Raw genomic sequence first — 23,279 nt, forward strand, 5'->3', positions numbered from 1 at the left:
TGAATGGTGAAAAAAATAATAGTAATTGCAATTTTATTTTTGACAATTGCTAGTGCGGTTTTTGGCTTTAAGGTATTTCAGGGGAAAGATTTTAAGAAAGAAAAGTCTTTTGAGATAAATAATATAAAAGAGATAGAAGTGGACAATGAAAACTGGGATATTGAATTTAAAGGTACAGATTCTAACAAAATAGTAATTTCGGCTCAAGGTAAACGAGTAGATAAAGAGATAGATCCTGTCGAAATAGAACATGAAGGAAATAAAGTTGTGATTAAGCAAAAGCAAAAGATGAACAGATTCTTTAATGGTTTTACGTTTAGGAAGAAAAATAGTATATCTATAGCTATTCCGAAGAAAGAAATAGATAAAATTGTATTAAATAATAAATCGGGTGATGTGAAAATAAGCGATATAGTAGTAAAAAGTATCGTGACAGAAGGCAAGTCTGGAGATGAAATGATTGTAGGACTATCGGCAGATAAGGGTGAGTTCACATCCGAAAGTGGAGATTTAATGTTAAAAGATAGCTCATTACAAGAAGTAAATATAACTTCTACTACTGGCGATAATTATGTGAAAAATGTAAAAAACGAAAATATGAGCATCACTTCAACATCTGGGGAAGTATTACTGAAAGATATGACAGAAGGAAAATCATTATTTGTAGAAACAAAATCAGGCGACATTGGCGTAAGGTATAAAGCTGTCCCAGCTTCATTGAAACTTACGGCCAAAAGTAATTCGACTGACATAATGATAGGTTTAAAAGGACTTAAGAAAGATAAAAATACAGAAAAGATAAAAGAAGGAACCATCGGTGATGCAAAAAATGAAGCGAAGATTTTAAGTGAAACAGGGATAATTTATATTGATTAAGTCTTAGGGGGACTATCATGCTACGTTTAATGAAGCTAGAACTGAAGAAGTTTAAGATTGGATGGTATGTGAGGGGAGCGATTATTGCAAATATCGCTATACTGGCATTAATGATCTTTACGAGCATCGTTGCTCAAGTAGAAGGTGATCCGGAAATAAGGGATCCGCAGATGATGTTGTTAACGGCTAGTACATTAGTAAGAGCAACATTTATTATTTTTGGTAGTGTATTAATCGCAAGGTTAATAATTGGTGAATATAAAAATAAAACAATACTACTCATGTTTTCTTATCCAATTAACCGAAAGAAAATGATGGCTAGTAAGTTGGCTATTACAGCGACATTAACATGTATAACAGTTATTTTATCTAACATTTTAGTAGTAGGAATTTTCTTTGGAATAGATAGTTATTTTTCAATTCTTCCTAATCCATTTACAGTAGATCAATTGATGCAAGAAGGAATAAAACTGGTTCCTTTAGCCATTGCAACTGCGGGAATGAGTTTAATCCCATTATATTTCGGGATGCGTAAACGTTCAGTGCCAACTACAATTGTTTCATCCCTTATCGTTGTATCAATTGCAATGAATAGCACCCCTACGTTTCCTATAGCAACTTTTCTTCCCCTTCAACTAACATTGGCAGCAATTGGAGTGGCGATTGCATATTACGGAATTAAAAATATAGAGAAGGAAGATATAGCGGTATGACAAGAATACGTAAAAAAGAGTTGGCGTTATACCAACTCTTTTTTGTATATGTATGCTTCGTTACTACTCTGTAAATTTATAGTGCTTGCTTAAATACTCTTGCACTCCTGGAGAAATGTTAAAGTTATTAGGACCTTTATATTCGATAGTAAACTCCCCATCTTCAATTGTTTCAAAGGAGATTGCATAGCTATTCATTTTAGCATCGTAAGAAGTATTTTTGATTTCCGCATCTAGATCAAAGTATTTTGTAATATATTCTTTTGATTCCGTAATTGCTGTTTGTTTTCTCCAAGGGGTACCATAACTTGTGAAATAAAGAGATACACCGATAACTCCAATGATAGAAGTTAGTAAGAGAGTTCTTATTGTTATTTTTTTGTTTTTTGTATTCAATGTAGTTCCCTCCAATTAATATGAATTTATCTTAACGTATTTTCTCATAAAATACCATTTAGTAGAAAATAGTTTCACATGAAACAAGTTACAGAAAAAGACAAGGTGCATAAACACCTTGTCTTTTTCTGTCGTTACATTTGGGGAGCTTCCATTCCAGTGGCAGCCCATTCTTCTTTTGCAGGACCATATACGCCAGGAACTGTTAAGCCAGCTTGTCGCATTAAAACCGTCATTTGTCCGCGGTGGTGATTTTGATGATTGATGAGTGTCATTAAAAATATAGAATTCGGCATAGGACGACCAAAGAAGTTATTAATAGTAGCTAAGTCTTCATCAGTCCACTCACTTTGAAGTGCTTCAATAAAAGCCGTATTCACTTTGCGATACCCATCTGCAATTGTTTTAGCTGAAGTTGGTACAGGATAATCTTTCGTTTCTCCTTCAAACTTAAGTCCTGTCCCTGATAGCATAACAGGAAGTGCTGTAACGATATGCCAAGCGACTCTCCCTAAAGTCCAGTGCCCAGGTGCAATTTCTTGTGATAAAGATTCATCGGTTAATGCATCGAGCATCTTCTGAGTAGACTCAGCCTCGTATGTCCATGATGTTAAAAAATTTTCAATAGTTTGGTACATAGTTATCCCTCCTGTTTTTCGCTCGTATATTAAATTCGTGAGAGATAATATAATCCCTGTTTCATAAGAAATAATAAGCATTGCTACGATATAAAAATAATTAGAAAATATTTGTAAAAGTGTCAGAAAACCGCTCTGTTCATTCGTATATATAATGAATAGAGAATGGAGTAAAGAGTGGTGATAAGGGTGAAGGATATAGAAATAGTAGAAGGTCTTCGAAAACAAGACATGTTAGCGTTACATACAGTCATTGATCAATATGGAGATTTAATTTATAAGGTGGTTCATAGTGTTTTAGATACGGCACAGAGTAAGGTGCTAGTGGATGAATGTGTTGACGATATTTTATTAATCGTTTGGTACAACATTAATAGTTATGATGAAAATCGTGGGAAGTTTAGAAATTGGCTTATATCTGTCGCGAAATTTAAAGCCATTGATTATAAACGAAAAAGTAATAAGGTCTATCAATTACAAGAGTTTCAGCAAGACATATATGTAGAAGGAAAAAGTGTTAATTTTACAAAAGAAGAGCGAGATTGTAATTTTTTCGTTTTAATTAAAGAATTGAACGAAGAAGATAAGAAAATTTTTATAAAAAGGTATTTAGATGAATATAGTGTACAAGAAATAGCGCTTGAGTTTGGTATGACACGAGATACGGTGTATAGCAGGCTTTCAAGAGGGAGAAAAAAATTGAAGAAGATGTTGGGAGGGAATAGGGATGAATAAAGAAAAGTTCCTTCAGGAATTAAATAATTTGCAGTATAGTGATGATTTTGTAGATGACGATATAAATGATGAAAAAATAGATGAAAAGAAAATAAATCGTACAAAAGAAGTTGTAACAAAAAAAATTTTAATGAAACGATGTCATGAGGTTGTACAAGAAGGATTACAGGGAAGTGAAGAGATTTTATATAGTATGTTTGCTGAAAATCCTCGCGTGAAAAATTGGCAGACAGGAACAGCGATGAGCTTAGGGGTAGGCGTTCTTGCGATGAACTTCGGTATTAATAATATGCTAATCGTTACAAATGAACGATTGTACGTATTTTTTGTCGATCGTTATTATAATGACGTTGATCTAAAAGTATGTTTATTAAATGAAATAGCTTCTATGAAAACAATATTAGACCGCAAAGGTGGAAGTGAATTTCTGTATATAAAGTATAAAAATAATAGAGAATACGTATTGTTAGGAAATGCTGATGATTACAGAGAGCTATTTCAAATAGTAGCTGGATTGAAAATGGCAAGCGGAATAGAACTAAGGTTACAGGATAAGAAATTAAAGAGACAGTTAAATTTAAAAAGAAGTGTGTTTAATATAATCATGTATTCAATTGTTATATACTTTATGTACAAAGCTTATATTAATTTTATCCCGCATTAACGGGCAGTAAAACCCCCACTGATTAAAGTTTCGCTTTATGCCGTAATAGAAAAGCTGGCTTCATATATGAAGCCAGCTTTGTCAATTTTCGCCTTTGCATCTGCAAATGTTTTATCCATATCAGCTAATACTTTTTTACCTTTTTCTTCTTTTCCAACTGCTTTTGCAATTTGTTTAAATGTTTCTGTCATTTCTGCAAAGTGATCGTTATTGCTTGTTGATGGATCGAACATAACTGTAGGAGCGATTTGCTCCAATTCGTTTTTAATTGCTTTACCACGGAATGAAGCTGTGATAATTAAATCTGGTTTTAGGCGGCTGATTTCCACTAAGTTTGGTTGTTGAAGTGTCCCAACATCTACAACATCCTTACTCGGTTTTGTTTCTGTATTTACCCATTTATTATAATTCTTAATGTCTGCCATCCCTACTGGCTGAACACCAAGTGCTAATAAGTCGTCTGAATATACCCACTCAAGTACAACAACTTTTTTCGCTGATTTATCTAACTTCGTTTCCCCTTCAGCGTGTTTAATTGTTATAGCTTGATTTGTATTGTCCGCTTTTGTTTCTTTTTTCTCCTCTTTTTGTTGTTTGTATCTGATATACGATTTATAAAGATTCCAATATATCGTATTAAAGTGCATACGTGTATCGAGGTTGAAGGAGCTGAAATTCCTTTAATGAGGAAGGCGAAAGTACAAGCGAAAGGAGAGCGTATTGCATGTAATATTTATTAGAATGTAAGGAAAAAAACTTTGTTTAAAAAAGGTTTGTTCCAGAGCGGATAGTTGATAAGGAAAATAAAAATTGATTTTTATTAGAAAGATATTTTTAATTAGTGGGCTGTACTTAAAAGATTGAACACGAAGGAGGGTCAACATGTCTTTATGGAGTAATAATGCAAATGGACATTGTGGATGTAATAATCAAAATGGTTTACATGTTGATTCGTGCTGTTTTAGTTGCGATGGGACAGTTCCTAAGCTCGGTTCAACAGGTCCAACGGGAGCAACAGGAGCAACGGGAGTAACAGGAGCAACAGGTTCAACGGGAGTAACAGGAGCAACGGGAGCAACAGGTTCAACGGGAGCGACAGGTTCAACGGGAGCAACAGGTTCAACGGGAGCAACAGGTTCAACGGGAGCGACAGGAGCGACAGGTTCAACGGGAGCAACAGGTTCAACGGGAGCAACAGGTTCAACGGGAGCGACAGGAGCGACAGGTTCAACGGGAGCAACAGGAGCAACGGGAGCAACGGGAGTAACAGGAGCAACAGGAGCAACAGGAGCAACGGGAGTAACGGGAGTAACGGGAGTAACGGGAGTAACAGGAGCAACAGGTCCAACAGGAGCAACGGGAGCAACAGGAGTAACGGGAGCAACGGGAGTAACAGGGGCAACAGGAGCAACGGGAGTAACAGGGGCAACAGGAGCAACAGGTTCAACGGGAGCGACAGGTTCAACGGGAGCAACGGGAGCAACGGGAGTAACAGGCCCAACAGGAGCAACGGGAGTAACAGGAGCAACAGGAGCAACGGGAGTAACGGGAGCAACAGGAGCAACAGGTCCAACAGGAGCAACAGGTCCAACGGGAGCGACAGGAGCAACGGGAGCAACAGGAGTAACAGGAGCAACGGGAGCAACAGGAGTAACAGGAGTAACAGGAGCAACGGGAGCAACAGGTCCAACAGGAGCAACGGGAGCGACAGGAGCAACGGGAGTAACGGGAGTAACGGGAGCAACGGGAGTAACAGGGGCAACAGGAGCAACAGGAGCAACAGGTTCAACGGGAGCGACAGGTTCAACGGGAGCGACAGGAGCAACAGGTACGAGTATAACTGCGACATATGCATTTGCAAATAATACGTCGGGTTCAGCGATATCAGTACTTCTTGGTGGAACGAATGTCCCGCTTCCAAATAATCAAAACATCGGTCCGGGAATTACTGTTTCTGGTGGAAATACAGTATTTACGGTTGCAAATGCTGGGAATTATTATATTTCATATACGATTAATATTACTGCTTCATTATTAGTCAGTTCGCGAATTACAATTAATGGAGCACCGCTTGCTGGGACGATCAATTCTCCTGCGTTAGCAACGACTTCATTTAGTGCAACAATTATTACGACTCTTGCAGCAGGAGATGCTATTAGTTTGCAATTATTTGGTTTGTTAGCTGTTGCAACATTATCAACGACTACACCTGGTGCAGTTTTAACGATTATAAGATTAAGCTAATTAACGATAACTCTCTTATTCTTTTAAAATTAAGAGAGTTTATACATATAATAAGAAGTTAATGAAGTAAAGCATAGTTATGTAAAAGTCGGAATATTATGATTGTAACGCTGTTCTGACTATAATATAATGAAAACAATCATCATGAATGAACATTCATTTATTTTAACAAGTATTGGAAGGGGGAATGAGAGTGGAAAAACCTTGGTTGCAGAGTTATCCAGAGGAAATCCCAGGGACGATTTCATATGATATTCAGCCACTTCATGGATATTTAGAGAAAATGGCTTCTCGTTATCCAGAAAAGAAAGCGCTTCACTTTTTAGGTAAAGATGTTACATTTTCAGATTTCCATGACAAGGTGAAGAAATTTGCGAATTACCTTCAAAGGCTTGGTGTTGAAAAAGGTGATAGAGTTGCGATTATGCTACCAAATTGTCCGCAATCTGTAATAGGTTATTATGGTACATTGCTTGCGGGGGGAATTGTTGTACAAACGAATCCTCTTTATACGGAAAGAGAGCTTGAGTATCAACTTCATGACTCAGGGGCAAAAGTTATTCTTTGTCTTGATTTGGTGTTTCCTAGAGTTACTAACGTTCAAAAGGCTACAAGGCTTGAGCACATTATCGTAACTCGTATTGCAGATTTTTTACCTTTCCCTAAAAATTTACTTTATCCGTTTGTACAAAAAAAGCAAACAAATCTTGTTGTGAATGTGTCGGAAGGCGAAACAATTCATCTATGGAAATCAGTAGAAAGGGAAAGGAATGCTGATGTTGAAGTTCCCTGTGACCCTGAAAATGATCTGGCTCTTTTGCAGTATACAGGTGGAACGACAGGATTTCCAAAAGGGGTTATGTTAACGCATAAAAATCTCGTTTCGAACACTTTAATGGGAGCGCATTGGTTATATAATTGTAAAGAAGGAGAAGAAGTAATTCTCGGTGTTCTTCCGTTTTTTCATGTGTACGGGATGACAGCTGTAATGAATTTGAGTATTATGCAAGGATATAAAATGGTTCTTATTCCGAAGTTTGATATGAAAATGGTTTTTGAGGCAATTAAGAAACATAAAGTTACATTATTTCCGGGAGCACCAACTATTTATATTGCTCTTTTAAATAGCCCTCTTTTAAAAGAATACGATATTTCTTCTATTCAGGCGTGTATTAGTGGCTCTGCACCACTTCCGGTAGAGGTACAGGAAGAGTTTGAGAGAGTTACAGGTGGTAAATTAGTAGAAGGATATGGATTAACGGAGTCATCACCAGTGACACATGGGAATTTCTTGTGGGAAAAACGTGTGCCAGGAAGTATTGGTGTGCCGTGGCCGGATACGGAGGCAATCATTATGTCACTTGAAACAGGAGAGGCATTACCTCCAGGTGAAATTGGTGAAATTGTTGTAAAGGGTCCGCAAATCATGAAAGGGTATTGGAATAAACCAGAGGAAACGGCAGCTGTACTGCAAGATGGCTGGCTCCATACAGGTGATGTAGGATACATGGATGAGGATGGATTTTTCTATGTGAAAGATCGTAAGAAAGATATGATTGTTGCTAGTGGTTTTAACGTATACCCTCGTGAAGTAGAAGAGGTATTATATGAATGTGAAAAGGTGCAAGAAGTAGTAACAATCGGTGTTCCTGACCCGTATCGAGGAGAAACTGTAAAAGCGTTTGTTGTTTTGAAAGAAGGCGTCGAATGTACAGAAGAAGAATTAGATCAGTTTGCACGTAAATATTTAGCAGCTTACAAAGTTCCGAAAGTATATGAGTTTCGAAGTGAGTTGCCAAAGACGACAGTCGGAAAAATTTTACGTCGTGTCCTAATAGATGAAGAGAAGAGAAAGAATGAGGATGAGCAAACGGGCTAAGGCCCTTTCTTTTTGAAAAAATAGGATTGACACTTTTCGAAATAGTCAGTATTATAAGAATATGAATGACTATTCATTCAGTCATCTTCTTGAAGGGGACAGTAAAGTGAAGAAAAATAGACCGAAATACAATCAAATTATTGATGCAGCAGTCATTGTGATTGCAGAGAATGGATACCATCAAGCGCAAGTTTCTAAAATTGCAAAGCAAGCTGGGGTAGCTGATGGCACGATTTATTTATATTTTAAAAATAAAGAAGATATATTAATATCCTTATTCCAAGAGAAGATGGGAGAATTTGTTGAAACAATTCGTCAAAAAACAGCAGGAATTGAAAGCGCTGTAGCGAAGTTATTCATGTTGGTAGAAACGCACTTCTTGCTGTTGTCGCAAAATGATCCTCTTGCTATCGTTACGCAATTAGAGCTAAGACAGTCCAATCAAGACTTACGCCTTAAAATAAATGAAGTATTAAAAGGCTACTTACAAGTTATGGATGAGATTTTAGAGACAGGTATAAAGCAGGGTGAATTCCAGGCGGATTTAAATGTTCGCGTGGCAAGACAAATGATCTTTGGAACAGTGGATGAAGTTGTGACCAATTGGGTAATGAGCGATCATAAGTATGATCTGGTCGCACTTTCGAAAACGGTACATGGGCTACTTATTGCAGCTTGTGGTTATCGTCAATAATGGGAGGGATCATGTTGAAATTCCTATCTGTAAAAGTTGAAGACCATATTGCGGTGGCGACGCTAAATCATGCGCCAGCTAATGCGATGTCTTCACAAGTTATGCATGACGTTACTGAATTAATCGATCAAGTGGAAAAGGATGATAACATTCGTGTTGTTGTTCTACATGGTGAAGGGCGTTTCTTCTCAGCAGGAGCAGATATTAAAGAATTTACATCTGTTACTGAAGCGAAGCAAGCAACAGAATTAGCACAGCTTGGACAAGTTACGTTTGAGCGTGTTGAAAAATGTTCAAAACCAGTTATTGCGGCAATTCATGGAGCGGCACTTGGCGGCGGCCTTGAGTTTGCTATGTCTTGCCACATGCGCTTTGTAACTGAAAGTGCAAAACTTGGTTTACCTGAATTAACACTTGGATTAATTCCTGGTTTTGCAGGTACACAGCGTTTACCGCGTTATGTTGGTAAAGCGAAAGCTTGTGAAATGATGTTAACAAGTACACCAATTACTGGTGCAGAAGCATTACAATGGGGACTTGTTAACGGGGTATTTTCTGAAGAATCTATTTTAGAAGATACGCTTAAAATTGCAAAACAGATTGCTGGAAAAAGTCCAGCAACAACTCGTGCTGTGCTAGAGTTATTACAAACGACAAAATCGTCTCATTATTATGAAGGTGTACAGCGTGAATCACAGATTTTTGGTGAAGTGTTTACGAGTGAAGATGGAAGAGAAGGTGTAGCGGCGTTTTTAGAAAAACGTAAGCCTTCATTTAGTGGTAGGTAGTCCAATTATTTTTTTAATATAAATTAACAGAATTTTAAAATTGATAGAATCTTTCTGAAAAATAAGGGGGTAAATGGAATGAACATCTACGTACTCATGAAACGAACATTTGATACAGAAGAAAAAATCGTAATTAAAAACGGTGCAATTTACGATGGCGAAGCGGAATTCATCATCAACCCTTACGACGAATATGCGATTGAAGAAGCAATTCAAGTAAGAGATGCACAAGGTGGAGAGGTTACTGTTGTAACAGTTGGTGGCGAGGATAGTGAGAAAGAACTTCGTACTGCGTTAGCGATGGGCTGCGATAAAGCGGTATTAATCAATATTGAAGATGATGTTGAACATGGTGATCAGTTCACGACAGCAAAAGTGCTTGCTGAATATTTAAAAGATAAAGAAGTAGATTTAATTTTAGGCGGGAACGTTGCGATTGACGGTGCATCTGGACAAGTTGGTCCACGCGTGGCTGAAGCGTTAAATATTCCATATGTAACGACAATTACAAAGCTTGAAATTGACGGTACAAACGTGAAGATTGAGCGTGACGTTGAAGGTGATACAGAAGTTATTGAAACGTCATTACCAGTTTTAGTAACGGCACAACAAGGTTTAAACGAACCGCGTTATCCATCGCTTCCAGGTATTATGAAAGCGAAGAAAAAGCCACTAGAAGAAGTAGAATTAGATGATTTAGATCTAGAAGAAGATGATGTGGAAGCAAAAACAAAAACAATTGAAATCTATTTGCCTCCGAAGAAAGATGCAGGAAAAGTGTTACAAGGCGAGCTGCAAGATCAAGTAAAAGAACTTGTATCGTTGCTCCATACAGAAGCGAAAGTAATCTAATAAAATACGAAATTATATATGCAGGAGGGAAAATCTATGGCTCGTAAAGTATTAGTAATGGGTGAAGTTCGTGATGGATCGCTACGTAACGTTTCGTTTGAAGCGGTAGCAGCAGCAAAAACAATTGCAGAAGGCGGTGAAGTGGTAGGTCTTCTAGTTGGAGACAGCGTTGCCTCTTTTGCAAATGAATTGATTCATTACGGTGCAGATCGCGTTGTGACAGTTGAAAATGATAAATTAAAATCATATACGTCTGATGGTTATGCGCAAGCGTTTTTAGCTGTATATGCTGAAGAAAATCCAGAAGGTATTGTATTTGGACATACAGCACTTGGTAAAGATTTATCACCAAAATTAGCAGCGAAGCTTGAAGCTGGTTTAGTTTCTGACGTAACTGCTTTAGAAGTTGAAGGTGGAAATGTTATCTTCACTCGTCCAATTTACTCTGGTAAAGCGTTCGAGAAGAAGATTGTAACAGATGGTATCTTATTTGCGACAGTGCGTCCAAATAACATTGCAACTCTTGAAAAAGACGAGTCTCGTACAGGTGACGTGTCTTCTATTACAGTAGATGTGAAAGATTTACGTACAATCATTCAAGATGTTGTCCGTAAAACTGCAGAAGGTGTAGATCTTTCTGAAGCGAAAGTCATTATAGCTGGCGGACGTGGTGTGAAGAGTGAAGAAGGATTTAAACCGTTAAAAGAATTAGCTGACGTACTAGGCGGCGCTGTTGGGGCATCTCGTGGTGCTTGTGACGCTGAGTATTGTGATTACTCATTACAAATTGGTCAAACTGGTAAAGTTGTTACGCCAGACCTATACATTGCGTGTGGTATTTCTGGTGCGATTCAGCATTTAGCTGGTATGTCTAACTCAAAAATAATCGTTGCGATTAATAAAGACCCAGAAGCAAGTATCTTCAAAGTAGCTGATTATGGTATTGTCGGCGATTTATTTGAAGTATTACCTCTTTTAACAGAAGAGTTTAAAAAGTTAAAAGTACATTCATGATTTGAGTACCCTTGAGTTCCAAGTGAAGTACCCCTATATATAGAAAAAGGTGAGAGATCCCCTGTCTCTCACCTTTTTAGTATTTTATCCGTATTTTTATATAGTATAAAGGAACATTTTTTTGTTACAATACATAACGATACATATTATTCGCCACGTATATAAGTTAATGATATACTCTTGGTAGAATATACTTGAAGGAGGAAATAAAATGGCAATTGTAAACGCAAATGACCAAAGCTTCGCAGCTGAAACTGGCGAAGGTGTTGTATTATTAGATTTCTGGGCACCTTGGTGTGGACCTTGTAAAATGATCGCTCCTGTATTAGAAGAAATCGATGCAGAGTTAGGCGAGAAAGTAAAAGTAGTAAAAGTAGATGTTGATGAGAACCAAGAAACTGCTCGTCAATTCGAAGTAATGAGTATTCCAGCTCTTTTCGTATTAAAAGACGGTAAAGTAGTTGATCAAGCGTTAGGTTACAAACCGAAAGAAGCGTTAGTAGAATTAGTTTCTAAACACTTCTAAAATAAAAAAGCTACCATTTGGTAGCTTTTTTTATTTTCTTTTTTATAACCTTTCCGTTACAATAAAAGAACGTATGTTGGGTGTTTTGGCATAGTATGTTTTCATGTGAAAATAAAAATGCTAAGCATGTAGAAATGGAGGGTGACGAGTGCACGAACATTTGAAAGAGAAGTTGGCTATTTTACCAGATCAACCTGGTTGTTATTTAATGAAAGATAAGCAAGGAACGGTTATATATGTCGGTAAGGCAAAAGTACTAAAAAATCGTGTGCGCTCGTACTTTACTGGTTCACATGATGGAAAAACACTGCGGCTTGTAGGAGAAATTGTTGACTTTGAATATATCGTAACCTCCTCAAATTTGGAGGCTCTTATTTTAGAGTTAAATTTAATTAAAAAATATGATCCAAAATATAATATTCAATTAAAAGATGATAAAACATATCCTTTCATTAAAATTACAGCTGAAAAACAGCCACGCTTACTCATTACGCGAAATGTAAAAAAGGATAAAGGAAAGTATTTCGGTCCTTATCCAAATGCGCAATCAGCTCATGAAACAAAGAAATTATTAGATCGTATGTATCCGCTTCGTAAATGCTCAAATATGCCAGATAAAGTTTGCTTATATTATCATATGGGCCAATGTTTAGCGCCTTGTGTGAAAGAAGTAACGGAAGAGCAAAATAAAGAAATTGTAGATGAAATTATTAAGTTTTTAAATGGTGGACATAAAGAAGTTCGATCAGAATTAGAAACAAAGATGTATGAGGCTTCAGAGAAACTAGAATTTGAACGGGCGAAAGAGTTGCGCGATCAAATTGCTCATATTGATGCAATTATGGAAAAACAAAAAATGATTATGAGTGACTTAGTGGATCGTGACGTGTTTGGATATGCGGTTGATAAAGGATGGATGTGTGTTCAAGTTTTCTTTGTTAGAAAAGGAAAGTTAATTGAGCGTGATGTTTCTATGTTTCCAATCTATGATGAACCAGAAGAGGGATTCTTAACGTTTATCGGTCAATTTTATGAAAACAGTAGTCACTTTAAACCGAAGGAAATTGTCGTTCCAGGAAGTATAGATTCAGAATTAGTAGAGCGCTTTTTAGAAGTTGAAGCGACACAGCCGAAACGTGGTAAGAAAAAAGACCTTGTAGAATTAGCAAATAAAAACGCAAAAATTGCACTAGAAGAGAAATTTTACTTAATTGAACGTGATGAAGACCGGACGGTTAAAGCCATTGATAATTTAGGAAAGCAGCTTGGCATTGAAACCCCATATCGTATTGAAGCGTTTGATAACTCGAATATTCAAGGGACAAATCCCGTTTCCGCAATGATTGCTTTTATCGACGGGAAACCAGCAAAGAAAGAATATCGGAAATATAAAATTAAAACGGTTCAAGGTCCTGATGATTACGAATCTATGAGAGAAGTTGTAAGACGCCGTTATACGAGGGCGCTTAAAGAGAATTTACCTTTACCAGATTTAATTATTATTGATGGTGGAAAAGGCGATCTCGCCGCTACAAGTGATGTTCTGGAGAATGAACTCGGATTATATATTCCAATGGCAGGGCTTGTAAAAGATGACAAACATAAAACATCACATTTAATCATTGGAGATCCGCCTGAACCTGTGATGCTTGAGAGGAATAGCCAAGAATTTTATTTATTGCAACGTATTCAAGATGAAGTGCATAGATTTGCAATTACATTCCATCGCCAGTTGCACGGGAAATCGGTCATTCAATCAGCATTGGATGATATTCCAGGAATCGGCGATAAACGAAAAAAGGTATTGTTAAAACATTTTGGCTCGTTAAAAAAGATGAAGGAAGCTTCCATAGCTGAATTTGTCGAAGCAGGTATGCCGAAAAATGTTGCAGAGACAATATATACTTATTTAACAGATAAGAAGACGTTGTAGTTTACAACGTCTTCTGTTTTTTGGTATAATTTCTGAAGATTTAAAATAAACTCATTCGAATGAATATACAAAAAAGTCAACTAAACTTATATGTCTAGTTGACTGTAGGTAGATGCTACGCTTCAATGAGATCTTTAATATCCCATTTAACAAGAAATGTAATAGAGTCTGAACGTTTCTTTTGTTCTTCGTAGGACTCTGCAACGACGTTTCTTTGTCTTTGAATTTGCTCGGCGATGAATCCAGCTTCTAATTGATAAGAAGAATGTCTCTTTTGTTTTTGACGCTCAGTAATAAGTGTACCTTTAAGCTGGAACTGCATTTCACGACGTTTATGTTCAACGATGCTTAAAGTGCCCCAACCAGCTTTTTCAAAAAATTGAATGACTTCTTCAATTGTTTCTAGCGGATATTTTCTTGCAAGGTTTCTACCGGACCAGTATAAAATACCGTCTAAATCGTTACCAATTAAATCAGGTAGTAATTCTTCACGTAGCAATTCATAAGCGAAGGCGTTCAACGAAACATCTTCTAAAGATGTTATATCGATTGTATTTTTGCTCACAATATTCCCCTCTTTCTATAGGGATTATTATATAACATTTTTCATTTATAAAAACAGATTTTTCTTTAGGGAAATCTGAATACCTAAGAAGAAAAAAAGAATTGGCAAATTATATGCAAATTATGTATACGTTTTCTTGACGCTTCGACAAAAATAGGGGTAAAATGAACTTGTTATCAAATTATGCTGAAATATTTCGAATAATTTTTTCAGTTTTTCTTATGCCAATAGTGAAAAAACATTATTGTTGTAAATTAATCTGAAAACAGCAGTCAAACATTCAAGGGGGTAATGGGGACATGAAAGGCCGCGAGTATACGTTTCGTAAGTGGCACTCATTAATGGGGGTCATCCCGGTTGGTGTCTTTTTGACGCAACATCTAATTGTAAACAACTTTGCAACAAGAGGAGCAGAGGCTTTTAACAAAGCTGCAGGCTTTATGGAGCTCCTTCCATTCCGGTATGCGCTAGAAATTTTCATCATCTTTTTACCTATACTGTACCATGCTATATATGGCTTATATATTGCATTTACAGCTAAGAACAATGCGGTATCTTACGGTTATTTCCGTAACTGGATGTTCGTCTTCCAAAGAATTTCAGGTATCGTTACGCTGATCTTCATTTCTTGGCACGTCTGGGAAACTCGTATTCAAGCAATGTTAGGTAAAGAGGTAAACTATGATATGATGGCAGATATTTTAAACAACCCATTTATGTTTGGTTTCTATTTAGTTGGTGTTGTTTCAACGATTTTCCACTTTGCAAATGGACTATGGACATTCTGCATAAGCTGGGGAATTACAGTATCTCCACGTTCACAAAGAATCTCTACTTATGTAACATTAGCTATTTTCTTAGGTCTATCTTATGTAGGTGTGAGTGCATTATTAGCGTTCATCGATCCACAGCTAGCAAACCAGTAAGGAGTGGGAGAGCATGAAAGGGAAACTTATAGTAGTCGGCGGTGGCTTGGCAGGCTTAATGGCAACGATTAAAGCGGCAGAAGCAGGAGTAAATGTTGAACTATTTTCTTTAGTACCAGTAAAACGTTCACATTCTGTATGTGCCCAAGGTGGAATTAACGGTGCCGTAAATACAAAAGGTGAAGGGGATTCTCCATGGATCCACTTTGACGATACAATTTATGGTGGGGACTTCTTAGCGAACCAACCGCCAGTTAAAGCGATGTGTGAAGCAGCACCAGGTATTATTCATTTAATGGACCGCATGGGTGTTATGTTCAACCGTACGGAAGAAGGACTTCTTGATTTCCGTCGCTTTGGTGGAACACAACATCACCGTACAGCATTTGCTGGCGCAACAACTGGTCAACAATTACTATATGCATTAGATGAGCAAGTACGTCGTCATGAAGTAGCAGGACTTGTAACGAAATACGAAGGTTGGGATTTCTTACGAGCTGTTGTTGATGATGAAGGTGTGTGCCGAGGAATCGTCGCACAAGACTTACAAACTATGGAGATTAAAAGTTTCCAAGCTGATGCCGTGATTATGGCAACAGGGGGCCCTGGTATCATCTTTGGAAAATCAACTAACTCTATTATCAATACAGGTACAGCAGCATCTGCTGTATATCAACAAGGTGCATATTATGCGAACGGTGAGTTCATTCAAATCCATCCAACGGCAATTCCTGGAGACGATAAGTTACGTCTTATGAGTGAATCTGCACGTGGTGAAGGTGGGCGTGTTTGGACATATAAAGATGGTAAGCCATGGTACTTCTTAGAAGAAAAATATCCTGCTTACGGAAACCTTGTACCTCGTGATATTGCAACGCGTGAAATCTTTGATGTTTGCGTAGAGCAAAAACTAGGTATTAACGGTGAAAACATGGTATATCTAGATCTTTCTCATAAAGATCCGAAAGAACTAGATATTAAACTTGGTGGAATTATTGAAATCTATGAGAAGTTTACAGGTGATGATCCTCGTAAACTACCAATGAAAATCTTCCCAGCGGTTCACTATTCAATGGGCGGACTATGGGTTGATTACAAGCAGATGACAAGTATTCCAGGTTTATTTGCAGCAGGTGAGTGTGATTATTCTATGCACGGTGGTAACCGTCTAGGTGCGAACTCACTATTATCAGCAATTTACGGTGGTATGGTAGCAGGACCAAACGCAATTGAGTATATGAAAGGTCTTTCTAAATCATCTGATGCTGTTTCATCTACTGTATATGAGCAAAATGAATTAATCGAAACAGAGAAATTTAACAATATTTTAACGCTTGATGGTAATGAAAATGCATATGTTCTTCATAAAGAGCTTGGAGAATGGATGACAGATAACGTTACAGTAGTTCGTGAAAATAAAAAATTACTAGAAACAGATGCAAAAATTGAAGAGTTAATGGCTCGTTACAAACGTATTAACATTAACGATACTGCAAGATGGAGCAACCAAGGTGCTTCGTTTACACGCCAACTTGCAAATATGTTTGAGTTGGCACGTGTTATTACAATTGGGGCATATAACCGTAATGAAAGCCGCGGAGCTCATTATAAACCAGAATTCCCAAATCGTGATGATGCAAACTTCTTAAAAACTACGATGGCGAAATTTGAAGGAGAAGGAAATGCACCAGCATTCCATTACGAAGAAGTGGATGTTTCATTAATTAAACCACGTAAACGTGACTATTCTTCAAAACACGATGTAGCTGCTAAGGGTGAAGAGAAGGGGGATAAACAACATGTCTGAGAAAACAATCCGCCTCATCATTACGAGACAAGATGGACCAGATGCACAAGAATTTGACCAAGAGTTTGAAATTCCGTATCGTCCAAATATGAATATTATTTCAGCGCTGATGGAAATTCGTCGTAATCCTGTTGATTCAAAAGGGAACCAAACGACTCCGATTGCATGGGATATGAACTGTTTAGAGGAAGTATGTGGTGCTTGTTCGATGGTGATTAACGGAAAACCACGTCAATCATGTACAGCTCTTATTGACCAGTTAGAACAGCCAATTCGCTTAAAGCCGATGAAGACATTCCCAGTTGTACGTGACTTACAAGTTGATCGTAGCCGTATGTTTAACGCGTTAAAACGTGTTAAAGCTTGGATTCCAATCGATGGTACGTATGACCTAGGACCGGGACCAAGAATGCCGGAGAAAAAGCGCCAATGGGCATATGAACTTTCAAAATGTATGACATGTGGTGTTTGCTTAGAGTCATGTCCGAATGTAAACAGTAAATCTGACTTTATTGGACCAGCACCACTTTCACAAGCGCGTTTATTTAACTCGCATCCAACTGGTGAAATGCATAAAGCAGATCGCTTACGTGCAATTATGGGTGATGGAGGACTTGCAAACTGTGGTAACTCTCAAAACTGTGTGCAATCATGTCCGAAAGGTATTCCATTAACAACTTCAATTGCAGCATTAAACCGTGATACAACAATTCAATCGTTCAAAGATTTCTTTGGTAGTGACAATAACTATTAATAAATATTGCCTCTTCATGTTGAAGAGGCAATATTTATAACTTTATTTTTCTGTTTATTCTGCTTATTTTAAGGGCGAAAAGGAGAGATAACAATGAAGAGGATTTCTTATATTGAAGACTTTGAGCAATGGGAAAGTAGTTTTTCATTTTATAATCCTGTCAAAGTTCGTTTTGGTGAAGTAGATATGTTTGGGCATGTAAATAATGTCGTTGCTTTTACATATTTTGAGGAAGCACGTATCGCATTGTTTAAAGAACTCGGATTTATGCAAGAATGGACACATGAATCATCAGAAACGATGATAGTCGTCGCAGATCTACAATGCAATTTTATTAAACAAATTTATTTTGATGAGCAGTTGAAAGTATATGTAAAGGCAGGAACGGTTGGAAATTCCTCATTAGATTTACACTACATGGTCAAAAATGCAGAAGGGGAAGTTTGTTTAGTTGGACGCGGTATGATGGTGCAAGCATCGAAGAAAACGGGAAGAGGCGAACCGTGGCCTGAAGAATGGAAGAAGAAATTACTACAATAATAGAAGAGAAGACAAAAAATAAGAGAGCGAATCGCTCTCTTATTTTTTGTCTTCCGTTGCTTCTTCTAATGTTAAATGATGCTTATATATGTATGTGGCATATGGATTACCAACGTAGCGTAAGTGCCACGGTTCGTATGAATACTCTGTCGTCTCTGTTTTATCCTCTAAATAACGAATGACAAATCCGAATTCATGGGCATGTTCTGCAACCCATTTTCCTTCTGCTGTCTCTCCGAAGATTGGTTCTAATTGGAATTTAGCAGATTTTGAGCTAATATCCATTGCTAGACCAGTTTGATGTTCACTTGTTCCAGGAATTGCACTGACTGAATCAGCTTCAGCTTTCCCTTGACGTCTAACGTATGTATCATGCAATGATTTTTGGCGTTTATATGAACGATAACCAGATACAGCTGTAAGTTCAAGTCCTTCTTTCTTTGCTGATCCGAACATATTTTCAAGCGCGTCTGCAGCATCTTTGCGTAGTAGAGTTTTTTCTTTGTCTTTTGGACTAGTAAATGGTACGTTTGGTCTCGTTAAGTCTTCGGGAATGTATCCATCTGGTAGTTTCCGATGTTTATTAACTAAGACAAGAGCAGACTCTGGATTTGTTACAACTGAAAAATCATTGTCTAGTTTCTTTGCATTATGATTAGCTTTTGGAAAAGCAGGAATCTCTTCTTTTTGATGGTTACTATGTTTTTGACTTTCGACAGCTTTCGCCTCGTTTTGTAGTGGTGATTTAGAACCAAAGTAAGCGAAAGATGTGATACCGATTACAATAGTAGCGGCAGAAACAATTATTATCTTTTTCATGATGCCTTGTAATCACAGTCCCTTCTTAATAAAATATGTATCATTTTTATTATAAGTCTAGTTTATGGAAAAAGAAATATAAGAGTCATAACGTAATAGAAATGCAAAGAAAATGTCAGAAAATGTGTGAAATTGTAGTATTTTTTCATATAATTCATTTCTTATCTTTCATGTAATTCATTTTTTATGTAATATATATATAAGAAGATGTAACGATTATCGAGAATAAAGGACTTCTTGTATAGACTAGGAGTGAATGGGAATGGATTTTGCAACAATTATTGGACTCATTTTAGGAGTAGTGGCGGTAGTAGTGGGGATGGTCGTCAAGGGCGCTGACGTAATGTCCTTAATGAACCCTGCCGCAGCATTAATTATTTTTGTCGGTACATTTGCTGCAGTATGTATTGCATTTCCGATGAATCAACTAAAAAAAGTTCCAAAATTATTTAAGGTTCTTTTTGGTTCAAATAAAAAAGATTTAAGTTATGAACAGTTGCTAGAATTATTTGTTCATTGGACATCTGAAAGTAGAAAATACGGTATTTTGTCTTTAGAACAACAATTAGATGAAATTGAAGATGAGTTTCTTTTACGTGGTATGAAATTTGTGATTGATGGCGTATCCGCAGAAGATTTAGAACAAATTTTAGAAGCTGAATTAGAAGCAATTGAAGAAAGGCATGCAAAAGGAGCGGCAATTTTTTCTCAAGCTGGTACATATGCACCGACATTAGGGGTTTTAGGTGCTGTTATTGGTCTTGTAGCTGCACTTGGAAATTTAACTGATATTGAAAAGTTAGGGCATGCTATTTCAGGTGCATTTATTGCAACGATTTTCGGTATCTTTTCAGGTTACGTGTTATGGCATCCATTTGCAAATAAATTAAAGCAAAAGTCTGCCGCTGAATTAGAGAAGAAACGTTTAATTATTGATTGCTTATTAATGTTACAAGAAGGTACATATCCATTTATTATGAAAAACCGCATTTTAGGTGCGCTTTCTGCAACTGAGCGTAAAAAGCTAGAAAAAGGAGCGGAAAAAAATGCGGAGTAGGAAGAATAGAAGAAGTAAAAAGAAAAAGCATGACGAACATATTGATGAAACGTGGTTAATTCCGTATTCTGATATGCTAACGCTGTTGTTTGCATTGTTTATTGTTTTATTTGCAATGAGTAGTATAGATGCTGCGAAATTTAAACAGATGGCAGTAGCTTTTCGCAGTGAACTAGCAGGTGGAACAGGAAATAAAGAGTTTTTAAGTGATCAAAAGCCAAATGATGAAAAAGAATTATCAGCAAATAGCCTTGAGGCGGAACAAGCAAAAAAACAAGAAGAAGCTAGAGCCGAAGAAAAAAAAGAAATGGCTGAGTTAAGAGCATTACAAAAAAAGATTGATCAATATATTAATGAGAACCAATTATCCGCTGCTTTTCAAACTAAATTAACTGAAAAGGGATTAATGGTGACAATACTAGAGAATGTGCTGTTTGATTCGGGGAAAGCAGATGTGAAATTAGAATCTTTAGGGATTGCAAAAGAGATGTCTAACTTACTTGTTTCAGCGTCACCTCGTGAAATTACAGTATCTGGTCATACGGATAATGTCCCGATTGCCAATGCGCAGTTTGCATCGAATTGGGAATTAAGTACGCAGCGTGCAGTTAATTTTATGCAGGTATTACTCCAAAATAAAGAATTACAACCAGAAAAATTTAGTGCAATTGGTTACGGAGAATACCGTTCAATTGCTCCGAACGATACACAAGAAGGAAAGGCGAAAAATAGACGTGTAGAAGTGTTTATTTTACCTTTAACGAGAAATATGCAATAAAGAGGATGGCGAATGCCATCCTCTTTTATTTTGCATCAAATGATTTTAAGTTGTCGCGGCGAATTTTATCTTTTTCTGCATCTGATTTTTTGAAATCATAATCATATAAAGCGCCTTCCCAATCACCATACATTGGATTAGGGAAAATGATGAATTTCTCACCAAACTGAGCTTTTGATTCTTCTACTGTTTGATTGCGATCTTTTACAGATTTTCCATCAAAACCAGTGAAATCAGATAAGTTATCACCGAAGAATAAGACAATATCATGTGTTTGTGAAACGAGTTCACGGCGTTTTTCTTTACCTTTTTCTTTCGGATCTTGTAGTAATATATGTTCTTTCGTTGCTTGAGGAGCACCTACGCGCTCAAGGTTTTTAATAGTTGCATCTAGTTGGTTCGTTTTACGATTTGAGATGTAGTAAATATCTACACCTTTAGACTCTGTATATTTTAAGAAATCAATTGCGCCTGGAAGGGCTTCAGCTTCAGCCTTATTAATCCAATCGTCCCATTTGTAAGGATAGCCTTTTCCTGTTTTTACGCTCATAGCTTGATGAGGACTGTTGTCTAAAACAGTTTCATCTAAATCAAGTACGATAGCAGGTTTTTTTTCTGTCCCTTTTGCAAGAACCGCATCAAGCTTCAATTGACCAATATTGTATCCTTGGTAGTATAGTGCTCTCGTTTCGCCAGCTGTTTGATACCATAAATCAGCCATCAATTGCTGTTCTGTTAATTTTACTTTCTCTTCTTTCGCCACTGTTTTCTCTGGTGTTCCTGAACACGCTACAAGCGATGTAGATAGAACAGCTACAGATAATAAAGTGGTAATGCCCCTCTTCATTTTCATATGTATCCTCCTTGATGTTAGAAAATCATTTAATATTATATATCGAAAAATAATATTTTTTTTATGAACATTTGCATATTGTCTTTTGTATATATAGTAGTATGTCTTATATTAGAAAGATGAGAAAAATGATGGAAATCATTTTGACAACTTTTATTGTCGGAATGACAATTATAATTGACAAATGAAACGATATTATTTACAATTTTAACTAAATAGAACAAATGATGGATTAAGGCGATGTTACATACTAAAAGGATGAAGCGTAGTGCTATATTTTATCCTGAATAAACATAGTCTTTGAAAGAGAGTATGAATGACACTAAAGGGGAGGCTTTATACTTTGAGTTTACAAATTCAAAACTTAACGAAACTATTTGGGGAATCAAAAGCAGTTAATGGTTTGCAAATTTCGTTACCAAAAGGTGAAGTACTAGGATTACTTGGACGAAATGGTGCAGGGAAAACAACGACAATCAAAATGCTTCTCGGATTATTAACGCCTAATGAAGGCTCTATTACATGGGATGGAAAAACATTTGGGACTAGTGGGGTAACGATTGGGTATTTACCAGAAGAAAGAGGTTTATATACAAAAAGTAGAGTAATAGATCAGTTGCGATATTTTGGTAGGTTAGAAGGAATGACGAAAAAAGAAGTAGATTTTGCAATTGATCACTGGTTAGAGCGCTTAGCAATCCCAGAATATAAATTCAAAACAGCAGGAGAACTTTCGAAAGGGAACCAGCAAAAAATTCAATTGATTGCTGCTCTTCTTCATGATCCAGAACTTCTTATTTTGGATGAACCATTTAGCGGACTTGATCCAGTTAATGCTGGAATGTTGGCTAGTATTATTGGAGAACAAGTACAGAGCGGAAAGACAATTATTTTATCCAGTCACCGTATGGAGCAAGTAGAGGCTTTTTGCCAACATGTATGTATTTTAAAAAAAGGTGAAGCAGTCGTAGAAGGACAGTTAAGTGATATTAAGAAAGAATACGGTTTTCGTAATTTAACAATCGAAGATACAAAAGAGAATGAAAAAGGATTAGAAGCTATACATGTTTCATATGAAAAGCAACAAGGCCTTCTTTATGTGAAAGTACAAGATGATGCAGAAGCTCTAAAGATTTTGCAACAATTGCAAGAACAAGGTGTTACCTTACGACAATTTAAAATGTTAGAGCCGACGTTAAACGAAATCTTTGTAGAGAGGGCGAAATAA

The 23,279-nt window shown here is 36.9% G+C and carries 24 protein-coding genes and 1 pseudogene; 19 read left to right on the top strand and 6 right to left on the bottom strand.

The genetic code is table 11. From position 1 onward, the window contains the following. The first annotated feature begins 3 nt into the window (after window positions 1–3). Window positions 4–876 carry a DUF4097 family beta strand repeat-containing protein gene (locus SJY24_RS07650; RefSeq protein WP_377864289.1) on the top strand — a complete coding sequence of 291 codons (873 nt, stop codon included), beginning with the start codon at window positions 4–6 and terminating at the stop codon, window positions 874–876. Between the two features lie 17 nt (window positions 877–893). Continuing rightward, window positions 894–1,589, top strand: a complete 696-nt coding sequence (locus tag SJY24_RS07655; RefSeq protein ID WP_377864290.1) for an ABC transporter permease — start codon at window positions 894–896, stop codon at window positions 1,587–1,589. Between the two features lie 63 nt (window positions 1,590–1,652). Here SJY24_RS07655 and SJY24_RS07660 read toward each other — a convergent pair whose 3' ends face one another. Next, on the bottom strand, window positions 1,653–1,985 hold the full coding sequence (locus tag SJY24_RS07660; RefSeq protein ID WP_377864291.1) for a YfjL-like protein: 333 nt from the start codon (window positions 1,983–1,985) through the stop codon (window positions 1,653–1,655). A 134-nt stretch (window positions 1,986–2,119) separates the two neighbouring features. Then, window positions 2,120–2,623, bottom strand: coding sequence for a DinB family protein (locus SJY24_RS07665; RefSeq protein WP_377864292.1), 504 nt, complete (start codon window positions 2,621–2,623; stop codon window positions 2,120–2,122). A gap of 180 nt (window positions 2,624–2,803) precedes the next feature. Here SJY24_RS07665 and SJY24_RS07670 point away from each other — a divergent pair, with 180 nt between their 5' ends. Beyond that, window positions 2,804–3,358, top strand: a complete 555-nt coding sequence (locus SJY24_RS07670) for a sigma-70 family RNA polymerase sigma factor (RefSeq protein WP_377864293.1) — start codon at window positions 2,804–2,806, stop codon at window positions 3,356–3,358. Next, window positions 3,351–4,022 (top strand): septation ring formation regulator EzrA, encoded by a 672-nt coding sequence (locus SJY24_RS07675; protein WP_377864294.1) that lies wholly within the window; start codon window positions 3,351–3,353, stop codon window positions 4,020–4,022. Before SJY24_RS07670 ends, SJY24_RS07675 begins: the two co-directional genes overlap by 8 nt. A 71-nt stretch (window positions 4,023–4,093) precedes the next feature. Here SJY24_RS07675 and SJY24_RS07680 read toward each other — a convergent pair. Further along, window positions 4,094–4,669: pseudogene (locus tag SJY24_RS07680) on the bottom strand (ABC transporter substrate-binding protein); the annotation flags it as partial. A gap of 235 nt (window positions 4,670–4,904) precedes the next feature. On the opposite strand from SJY24_RS07680, the gene SJY24_RS07685 reads away from it, so the two are divergent. The 8 genes from SJY24_RS07685 (at window position 4,905) to uvrC (ending at window position 13,952) form a co-directional block, all read left to right on the top strand. Continuing rightward, entirely contained in the window at window positions 4,905–6,266 is a 1,362-nt protein-coding gene (locus tag SJY24_RS07685) for a BclA C-terminal domain-containing protein (protein ID WP_377864295.1), read from the top strand. 193 nt (window positions 6,267–6,459) lie between these two features. Further along, on the top strand, window positions 6,460–8,145 hold the full coding sequence (locus SJY24_RS07690; RefSeq protein ID WP_377864297.1) for a long-chain-fatty-acid--CoA ligase: 1,686 nt from the start codon (window positions 6,460–6,462) through the stop codon (window positions 8,143–8,145). A 106-nt stretch (window positions 8,146–8,251) separates the two neighbouring features. Further along, entirely contained in the window at window positions 8,252–8,839 is a 588-nt protein-coding gene (locus tag SJY24_RS07695) for a fatty acid metabolism transcriptional regulator FadR (protein ID WP_000742218.1), read from the top strand. Between the two features lie 11 nt (window positions 8,840–8,850). Continuing rightward, the gene (locus SJY24_RS07700; RefSeq protein WP_097830519.1) at window positions 8,851–9,627 is read left to right on the top strand and encodes an enoyl-CoA hydratase; all 777 of its coding nucleotides are present in this window, start codon (window positions 8,851–8,853) and stop codon (window positions 9,625–9,627) included. 78 nt (window positions 9,628–9,705) lie between these two features. Beyond that, window positions 9,706–10,479, top strand: coding sequence for an electron transfer flavoprotein subunit beta (etfB, locus tag SJY24_RS07705; protein ID WP_289360400.1), 774 nt, complete (start codon window positions 9,706–9,708; stop codon window positions 10,477–10,479). Window positions 10,480–10,515: 36 nt separating this feature from the next. After that, on the top strand, window positions 10,516–11,493 hold the full coding sequence (etfA, locus tag SJY24_RS07710) for an electron transfer flavoprotein subunit alpha (RefSeq protein WP_377864299.1): 978 nt from the start codon (window positions 10,516–10,518) through the stop codon (window positions 11,491–11,493). A 211-nt stretch (window positions 11,494–11,704) separates the two neighbouring features. Next, a complete protein-coding gene (trxA, locus tag SJY24_RS07715) occupies window positions 11,705–12,019 on the top strand; it encodes a thioredoxin (RefSeq protein ID WP_098499703.1) in 315 nt (104 codons plus the stop codon). Between the two features lie 148 nt (window positions 12,020–12,167). After that, window positions 12,168–13,952, top strand: a complete 1,785-nt coding sequence (gene uvrC / locus SJY24_RS07720) for an excinuclease ABC subunit C (RefSeq protein WP_377864300.1) — start codon at window positions 12,168–12,170, stop codon at window positions 13,950–13,952. A 115-nt stretch (window positions 13,953–14,067) separates the two neighbouring features. On the opposite strand, the gene SJY24_RS07725 is transcribed toward uvrC, so the two are convergent. After that, a complete protein-coding gene (locus SJY24_RS07725; protein ID WP_071745801.1) occupies window positions 14,068–14,517 on the bottom strand; it encodes a YslB family protein in 450 nt (149 codons plus the stop codon). A gap of 299 nt (window positions 14,518–14,816) precedes the next feature. Between SJY24_RS07725 and sdhC the strand changes: the two genes are divergently transcribed. The 4 genes from sdhC (at window position 14,817) to SJY24_RS07745 (ending at window position 18,544) form a co-directional block, all read left to right on the top strand. After that, the gene (gene sdhC, locus SJY24_RS07730) at window positions 14,817–15,443 is read left to right on the top strand and encodes a succinate dehydrogenase cytochrome B558 (protein WP_000678357.1); all 627 of its coding nucleotides are present in this window, start codon (window positions 14,817–14,819) and stop codon (window positions 15,441–15,443) included. 13 nt (window positions 15,444–15,456) lie between these two features. Continuing rightward, a complete protein-coding gene (gene sdhA / locus SJY24_RS07735) occupies window positions 15,457–17,250 on the top strand; it encodes a succinate dehydrogenase flavoprotein subunit (protein WP_000676749.1) in 1,794 nt (597 codons plus the stop codon). Then, a complete protein-coding gene (sdhB, locus tag SJY24_RS07740; RefSeq protein WP_001291830.1) occupies window positions 17,243–18,004 on the top strand; it encodes a succinate dehydrogenase iron-sulfur subunit in 762 nt (253 codons plus the stop codon). Before sdhA ends, sdhB begins: the two co-directional genes overlap by 8 nt. 93 nt (window positions 18,005–18,097) lie before the next feature. Then, entirely contained in the window at window positions 18,098–18,544 is a 447-nt protein-coding gene (locus SJY24_RS07745) for an acyl-CoA thioesterase (protein WP_377864301.1), read from the top strand. Between the two features lie 39 nt (window positions 18,545–18,583). Here the strand turns inward: SJY24_RS07745 and SJY24_RS07750 are convergent, their stop codons facing one another. Then, complete coding sequence (locus tag SJY24_RS07750) at window positions 18,584–19,363, bottom strand: M15 family metallopeptidase (RefSeq protein ID WP_377864302.1); 780 nt, start codon at window positions 19,361–19,363, stop codon at window positions 18,584–18,586. Between the two features lie 262 nt (window positions 19,364–19,625). On the opposite strand from SJY24_RS07750, the gene motA reads away from it, so the two are divergent. Together motA and motB are read left to right on the top strand one after the other, a co-directional pair. After that, window positions 19,626–20,420, top strand: a complete 795-nt coding sequence (gene motA / locus SJY24_RS07755; protein ID WP_377864303.1) for a flagellar motor stator protein MotA — start codon at window positions 19,626–19,628, stop codon at window positions 20,418–20,420. After that, window positions 20,410–21,198 carry a flagellar motor protein MotB gene (gene motB, locus SJY24_RS07760; RefSeq protein ID WP_377864304.1) on the top strand — a complete coding sequence of 263 codons (789 nt, stop codon included), beginning with the start codon at window positions 20,410–20,412 and terminating at the stop codon, window positions 21,196–21,198. Before motA ends, motB begins: the two co-directional genes overlap by 11 nt. 25 nt (window positions 21,199–21,223) lie before the next feature. Here motB and SJY24_RS07765 read toward each other — a convergent pair whose 3' ends face one another. Continuing rightward, on the bottom strand, window positions 21,224–22,051 hold the full coding sequence (locus SJY24_RS07765) for a 5'-nucleotidase, lipoprotein e(P4) family (RefSeq protein WP_377864305.1): 828 nt from the start codon (window positions 22,049–22,051) through the stop codon (window positions 21,224–21,226). A 343-nt stretch (window positions 22,052–22,394) separates the two neighbouring features. Between SJY24_RS07765 and SJY24_RS07770 the strand changes: the two genes are divergently transcribed. Then, window positions 22,395–23,279 carry an ABC transporter ATP-binding protein gene (locus tag SJY24_RS07770; RefSeq protein ID WP_377864306.1) on the top strand — a complete coding sequence of 295 codons (885 nt, stop codon included), beginning with the start codon at window positions 22,395–22,397 and terminating at the stop codon, window positions 23,277–23,279.

Source organism: Bacillus sp. R86525 (assembly GCF_042466195.1).
Taxonomy (GTDB): Bacteria; Bacillota; Bacilli; order Bacillales; family Bacillaceae_G; genus Bacillus_A; species Bacillus_A nitratireducens.